Genomic DNA, 6,661 nt, shown 5'->3' with positions numbered 1-6,661 from the left:
GTGGAATTTGGGGAGAGCCGAGCGAGAGTAAATACGATGTTTATTCCTAACTCCCCACTTCCCGCTCTACTTACCCAATAATTTAACCACCCCAACCCCACCAAAATACAAAGCTAAAACAGCACCTGCTAACAAACTTTGAGTCAAGGGATCGGTAGAGGGAGTGACGATCGCACCGACGACCATCGAGCCGACGACCACGCTTTTCCAGCCAGATAACATCAGCTTGGAAGAGAGAATACCGAGTAGCGATAACAAAATTTGGACGACAGGTAATTCAAATAGCAAACCCGTTGCAAACAATAACACCAAGACAAATTCAAAATAGCGATCGATCGACCAAGCCTGTTCGACGACATCTTCGCCATAGCCGATCAAAAAATTTAAAGCAGCCGGAATCAGTGCGTAGTAAGCAAACGCAATCCCAGCAACAAACAACACCGAAGAACCAACCACTACAGGTAATACTAGCTGACGCTCGCGCCGCGTCAAACCAGGGATCACAAATTGGATAATTTGGTAGAGAACCACTGGGCTAGCGACTAATAAGCCACAATAACCAGCCACCTTCACCGAGACAAAAAAGTATTCACCAGGAGCTAATTGGAGAAACTTGATGCCAATCGCGGGAATTTCTAAGACTTGGACGATTTGCTTGGCATAGACAAAACAACCAGCCGCACCGATCGCCACCGCAATAATCGCGTAAAATATCCGCTGGCGTAACTCCTCCAAATGGTCGAAAAAAGACATCTCCAGCTCAGCTGGAAGTTGTTCTAATTCGTCATTATCATCACTTGGATAGGGGTCTGGCGACCATAGGGCAGTACTCAGTTCGTCAGTGGACTGAAGCTCGGTATCTACTTCTGGAGTCATCGCAAAGCTTGTCTTAAGTACGTTCTTCTCAATTATAGAGGATAGGGTCGTGCGCTGCTTTGAGTCGAGATATTTCAGAGAATATCGCCGTGACTTCTCCTAGAAATCACGGCGATAGATATTTAGATCTAGACAGGAGCGAACGACTAAGCTTCTACTAAAACCTTGACAGTCTTGTTTTTCTCATCTTCGGCTTTAGGTAGCGTCAGTTTTAAGATCCCATGTTCGTACTTCGCTTGAACTCGATCGCGTTGAACTTTTTCAGGGAGACCGATCGTGCGATGAAACTTACCATAACGGAATTCCGATCGCTTCATACCTTGTTCTTCAACATGTTTTTCCTCTTTACGTTCCCCATCGATAGTTACTGAATCAGCAGTAACTTGGACTTCGATTTCTTCGGGTGTTAAACCAGGAACTTCTAGTTGAAGATATACATTATCTCGATCGATTTGTAGCTCGGCTGCGGGAGCAAAAGCAGTCCGATACAAATTATCTTCATGCTCGGTCAGACTATCAAACAATCGATCCATTTCGCGTTGTAAGGTAGTCACATTGCGGAAAGGTTGCCAACGAACTAGTGTCATAATAAAACCTCAAATTCAATGATAGTAATGGCTAGAAATTAGATCCGATCGACATTTCAAACAATGTCAAATCGTAAATTTTACTGCTATGGCTGAATTCGCGATCTAAATGAATTGGAAATAAACGAGCTGCCAATCGGAAGGGTTGCTAATTCAACTTGTTTATAATCTACCAAAAGTTGCAGGCAATCCAAGTGCGGTTCTCAACCTAACTAGAGTTCACTTTACCGAACTTCCCTGCGGTGGTAATTTCCGGTCGTTAATAAACTGGACGAAGATTGCTAATCATTTTGAGGGCGCGCTCGTATCGATCCAGATTGCCAGTTTGCTCGAACAGTTTAGCAGCAACTTGAAGATCGGCGATCGCCCGTTCGCGTAGCGTTCCCTGTGGGAAATCGCGATCGCCCGCACGTCCGTAAGCAATACCGCGATTGAGATAAGCTAGAGCATAGTTCGGATCGATCGCGACTGCCCGATCGTAGCTAGCAATCGCCCCAGCAAAATTACCCAGATCGTCTAGTTCATTACCACGATTCATATAGGCTTGAGCGTAGTTCGGATCGATACCGATAGCAAGGTTATAATCCGCCACAGCAGCTTGATGGTTGCCGCTTTTACTCAAGACAGTACCGCGATTGTAGTAAGCAGCGGCAGATCTAGAATCGAGCGAAATGGCGATCGTATAATCGGCAGCGGCTCCGCTAAAATCGCCGAGACTATCTTTAACATTGCCGCGCTCGATGTAAGCGGGAAAATATTGAGGATCGAGAGCGATGGCGCGATCGAAACTAGCAATTGCAGTAGCGGTATCGCCAGCCTCTAGTGCAGCTAAACCCTGCTGATATTGGCGGGAAGCGCTAGCATTCATTTCGATCGCCGTTTGTCCCTGAGTAGCATCGATCTTCAGAGCCAGTGACGCATCTGGCAAAAATGCACTAGAGATCGCGATCGTTCCGCAAAATAACCATAGAGCCACATTCAGATTTCGAGCCATATCAATCTTGCTTCCTTGCGTCTAGAGAATCGTCCTGCTACCAGAATGGCTCGTCACCCAATTAAAATGTATCCGCATAAAAGCACAAAGATTTTACTTGCCTAGCAATTTTAAAATGCTACTAATTACCGATCGTGACGACTGGGTAAGCATTTGAGAGAATCGATCGAGATCGTGGGGATCGCGATCTTTGCGTATTTGGTATCCGATCGATGATAATTAAGGATTGTTAACCAAATCTTTATATATCCCGGTGAATAACCAGAGTACTGTCTCCGATACCAAGCGTAATTTTTACTCCACTCATACTCGCCCGATCAATTCGATTTATCGGCGCGTAGTAGAAGAATTAATGGTAGAAATGCACTTACTGTCTACCAACGTTGATTTTGTCTATAATCCAATTTACGCATTGGGTGTAGTCAGTAGCTTCGACAGGTTTATGACCAGTTATCGTCCCGAAAGCGACAAGCAATCGATTTTTACCGCATTATGTCAATCGATGGGTGGAAATGTCGAACAGTACCGTAAAGATGCTGCTAGCGTTCAAGAATTTACCCAGAGTATGCAGGGACAAGATATCGTCAATTGGTTGACTCACCCAAATAGCGATGGCATGGGCGCAGAATTAGCCAGTACATTAGGCTCGATCGCCAGCAATCCGAAATTTAAATACAGTCGGTTATTCGGCATCGGTTTGTTTACGATTCTCGAACAAGCAGCACCAGAGCTACTCAAGGACGAGAAAAAACGCGAAGCTGCTGTCTTGCAGATCGGTGAAGCCTTGCACCTACCTACCGACAAAGTTCAAAAAGACCTAGACACCTACCGGAGTAACTTAGATAAACTCGTCCAAATGGAAGCCGTCATGGCAGATCTAGCCGACGCCGAACGCAAAAAACGCGAAAAACGCGACCAAGCCAAAGTCGCAGCAGCGGCGGCTAGTGCTACACCAGCGGAGTAAATAGGGGACAGGGAGATGAGGTGACTGGGGGACTGGGGGACTGGGAGACTGAGATAGCTCTATTCACCATCCACCAATTGCGATCGACCGCCGCTGGCATAGCCTCCCCTTGGGTAATATTGTCTACCAGTCACTATTGACGACCTTCTACCCTCTACCCTCTACCCTCTACCCCCTATTTACGAATAGAATCCATTAGCGGTAGTACTAGATCTCCCAACTCCGATCGATTGACAATCAGACTGGGCATGGCATAGCTACCATAATCTCGCCCGACAACCGCCGGGAAAGTCGGTTCATCCCTCAGCGATATCCATGTGCCCCCAGCCGCGTGGACGATCGCCCAGACAGCCGCCAAATCCCAGATTTTGGGTGTAGCCTCCACCCCACCCAAACTCGCGCCAGCAGCGACCGCTAAGAAGTTATAAGTAGCGACCCCCAGCATCCGAATCTTGCAGGGAAATCCCGGTTGCCAGATCTGAAGACTGCGAGCGCACAAACTGAAAAAATGATTGCTACTCGGTGAATCCTGACTGACATCGATTGGAGAGCCATTGAGATAGGCACCAACAGGTAAATCTAATCCGGTATTCCCCGCCCAATAACCGTAAAAAGTTTGGTTGACAGGCGGAAAATAGACATAACCAAATACAGGCTCACCATTGTAGAGCAGCCCGATCGAGATCCCCCAGAGCGGAATACCGCGCGTAAAATTGGTAGTCCCATCGAGCGGATCGATAATCCACGTCCATTGGGCATCAGTAAACCCATGCACATTCTCTTCACTCAAGATGGCGTGTGTGGGAAAAGCCGCACCCAGACTCGATCGAATCTCCAGATCCGCCCACTCATCACACTGCGTAACTAGACTCCCATCAGCCTTTTCCAATCCTTGGACGCGCCCAAAGTCCAGCAGCAACCGCGATCCTACCTGCTGGGCGATCGAACCTACGACATCAAGTACTCGCTCCCACGAAAATTCCATATTCTCTTAACCGAATTGACAATAGGCTGAGTGTATCAAATCACCCAGACATCCCGATCGGCGATCCCCAGTTAAATTGCCGAGAATTTAACCAATTTTGTATTTTTTGACGCCCATATCTAGATGTCGATCGGCTAGAATGCGGAAAATAACGAGCGCTAAATCGAAAGAGTTAGTTCCCAAAAACATTTTTAGTAATCGGCTGTGGCTGATGTTTCGAGAAAGCAGCAACAGACACAAGCTGTCATCATAGAAGAGTCATAGCTACGAAACAGAATCTTTCTCAAGCTATTTTGAGATTGGTTTTGCTAGCGACACCCTTTAGTAGAAAAGCATCGAGATTCAGTAACTATTGGAGTAAATACCGATCGTGTCACCAACAGCCCAAAATCCCCTCCTGACAATCGAGCAAGAATACGGACAAAGTATTTGGATGGACAATCTCAGCCGAGATATCCTCACATCTGGCGAACTCGCCCAACTGATCGATACCCGTGGCGTATTGGGAATCACCTCCAACCCCGCCATCTTTGAAAAAGCGATCGCTGGGAACGCCATTTATGACAACCAAATCGCAGCAGGAATTAAAGCCGGAAAATCCCTCAACGATATTTACGAATCCCTAATTTTCACAGATATTCGTCAAGCCTGCGACATCCTGCGCCCCGTCTACGACAAAACCAACGGCATCGACGGCTACGTCAGCATCGAAGTCCCCCCCACCATCGCCGCCGACACCGCCAGCACCATCACAGAAGCCCGCCGCTACTATGGCGAAATCGATCGTCCCAACGTGATGATCAAAATCCCCGGCACCCCCGAAGGCTTACCCGCCGTCGAGCAGATGATTAGCGAAGGCATCAGCGTCAACGTGACCCTGCTATTTTCCGTCGATAGCTACGTCGAAGCTGCCTGGGCATACATTCGCGGCTTAGAAGCTCGCGCCGCCAAAGGAGACGACATCAGCAACATTTCCTCCGTCGCCAGCTTCTTCCTCAGCCGGATCGACACCAACATCGATGGTAAACTGGATAACCTCCTCAAAGATCTCAGCGACACCACCAAAACCGAAAAAATCTCCGCCCTCAAAGGAAAAATCGCGATCGCCAACGCCAAAGTCGCCTACCAAGAATACAAGAAAATCATTGCCACCGATCGCTGGCAACAACTCGCCGCCAAAGGCGCACGCGTCCAACGACTGCTGTGGGCAAGCACAGGCACCAAAGATCCCAGCTATAGCGACGTCATGTACGTCGATGGACTAGTCGGCAACGATACCGTCAACACTTTACCACCCAACACGATCGAAGCCTGTGCCGACCATTGCGATCCCGCCAGCCGAATCGAAGCTGGTATCGACGAAGCCTACCGCCTCATCGCCAGCCTCAAAGATCCCGACGTGAATATCGACCTCGATAGCGTCATGGGCGAACTCCTCATCGACGGCATCGACAAATTCGTCAAACCCTTCGACTCCCTGATGAAGTCTTTGGATGGTAAAGTAAAAGCGTTGATGCCAGCGTGAATAGTGGATAGTGAATAGTGGATAGTGAATAGTGTTTTGGATAGTGCAGTTTTACCTAGCGATCGTGCAAAACCCCATCTGCTACTAAACTCCAGCTTAATAACGCATAACTGAAATCTCAAGTGGAGCGAATGCCGCACCACGCCACAAACAGTTTGAACCTTTGGTGGGGGTCTGGGGGAGGCGACAGCTTCCCCCAGCCGAGGACTGCGAGGCACCCCTATCCCCAGCTCAAGTTAATTAACAACCATCACCTAATACCTGTCAAAACTCTATTCGATCGCCAACCCATAGAAAATACAATATCAGCAATATCAACACTCAGAATAGCTATATGGGCGTAAAAATATAAAATACTCGTAGGGTGGGCACTGCCCACCATCTAGGGTTCAGGCATAATCGATTGGATAAAAATTGCACTTAGCTATTTATTTCCGAACATCAGAAAGTAGACATTACCCACCCTAATAATAGAGATACAGCGGAAACCCTTGTGGTGGGCAGTGCCCACCCTACCGAAATCGATTAACTACAGAAATCTATTAACCAAAAAACCAGTTCGCGTTCTACCAAGTAAATAAGAAATGATCGATCTAATAGAAAATCCCTTTCGCCTCGGACTCAGACAAGAACGCGTTCCCGAACCCCAAATCCTGACCATCTTCGGTGCCTCCGGCGACCTCACCCACCGCAAACTGATCCCCGCATTGTACCAGATGCGACTCGATCG

Annotated in this window: 7 protein-coding genes; 3 read left to right on the top strand and 4 right to left on the bottom strand. The window is 47.8% G+C overall.

Features of this window, described 5'->3' with window-relative positions:
* Positions 1 to 66: 66 nt before the first annotated feature.
* From tatC to RMO35_RS10430, 3 genes are all read right to left on the bottom strand, one after another.
* Complete coding sequence (gene tatC / locus RMO35_RS10440; RefSeq protein WP_396135644.1) at positions 67 to 876, bottom strand: twin-arginine translocase subunit TatC; 810 nt, start codon at positions 874 to 876, stop codon at positions 67 to 69.
* A 146-nt stretch (positions 877 to 1,022) separates the two neighbouring features.
* A complete protein-coding gene (locus tag RMO35_RS10435; RefSeq protein ID WP_309740984.1) occupies positions 1,023 to 1,463 on the bottom strand; it encodes an Hsp20/alpha crystallin family protein in 441 nt (146 codons plus the stop codon).
* 259 nt (positions 1,464 to 1,722) lie between these two features.
* Entirely contained in the window at positions 1,723 to 2,457 is a 735-nt protein-coding gene (locus RMO35_RS10430; protein WP_309740982.1) for a tetratricopeptide repeat protein, read from the bottom strand.
* Between the two features lie 253 nt (positions 2,458 to 2,710).
* Between RMO35_RS10430 and psb29 the strand changes: the two genes are divergently transcribed.
* Positions 2,711 to 3,421: a photosystem II biogenesis protein Psp29 gene (gene psb29, locus RMO35_RS10425; RefSeq protein ID WP_309740981.1), complete on the top strand. Its 711-nt coding sequence runs from the start codon at positions 2,711 to 2,713 to the stop codon at positions 3,419 to 3,421.
* A 175-nt stretch (positions 3,422 to 3,596) separates the two neighbouring features.
* On the opposite strand, the gene RMO35_RS10420 is transcribed toward psb29, so the two are convergent.
* Positions 3,597 to 4,406 carry an inositol monophosphatase family protein gene (locus RMO35_RS10420; protein WP_309740980.1) on the bottom strand — a complete coding sequence of 270 codons (810 nt, stop codon included), beginning with the start codon at positions 4,404 to 4,406 and terminating at the stop codon, positions 3,597 to 3,599.
* Positions 4,407 to 4,776: 370 nt separating this feature from the next.
* Here RMO35_RS10420 and tal point away from each other — a divergent pair, with 370 nt between their 5' ends.
* Together tal and RMO35_RS25280 are read left to right on the top strand one after the other, a co-directional pair.
* A complete protein-coding gene (gene tal, locus RMO35_RS10415; protein ID WP_309740979.1) occupies positions 4,777 to 5,931 on the top strand; it encodes a transaldolase in 1,155 nt (384 codons plus the stop codon).
* A 584-nt stretch (positions 5,932 to 6,515) separates the two neighbouring features.
* Positions 6,516 to 6,661, top strand: a 146-nt coding sequence (locus RMO35_RS25280; protein ID WP_396135645.1) for a hypothetical protein, incomplete at its 3' end; no start/stop codon positions are given.

This window comes from Chamaesiphon sp. OTE_20_metabat_361 (assembly GCF_031364565.1).
This window is presented reverse-complemented; position numbering and strand designations above follow the sequence as displayed.

Coding starts and splice junctions, on each gene's coding strand:
- RMO35_RS10420 (WP_309740980.1), bottom strand. CDS start 4,406: ATGGAATTTTCGTGGGAGCGAGTACTTGATGTCGTAGGTTCGATCGCC.
- RMO35_RS10435 (WP_309740984.1), bottom strand. CDS start 1,463: ATGACACTAGTTCGTTGGCAACCTTTCCGCAATGTGACTACCTTACAA.
- tatC (WP_396135644.1), bottom strand. CDS start 876: ATGACTCCAGAAGTAGATACCGAGCTTCAGTCCACTGACGAACTGAGT.
- RMO35_RS10430 (WP_309740982.1), bottom strand. CDS start 2,457: ATGGCTCGAAATCTGAATGTGGCTCTATGGTTATTTTGCGGAACGATC.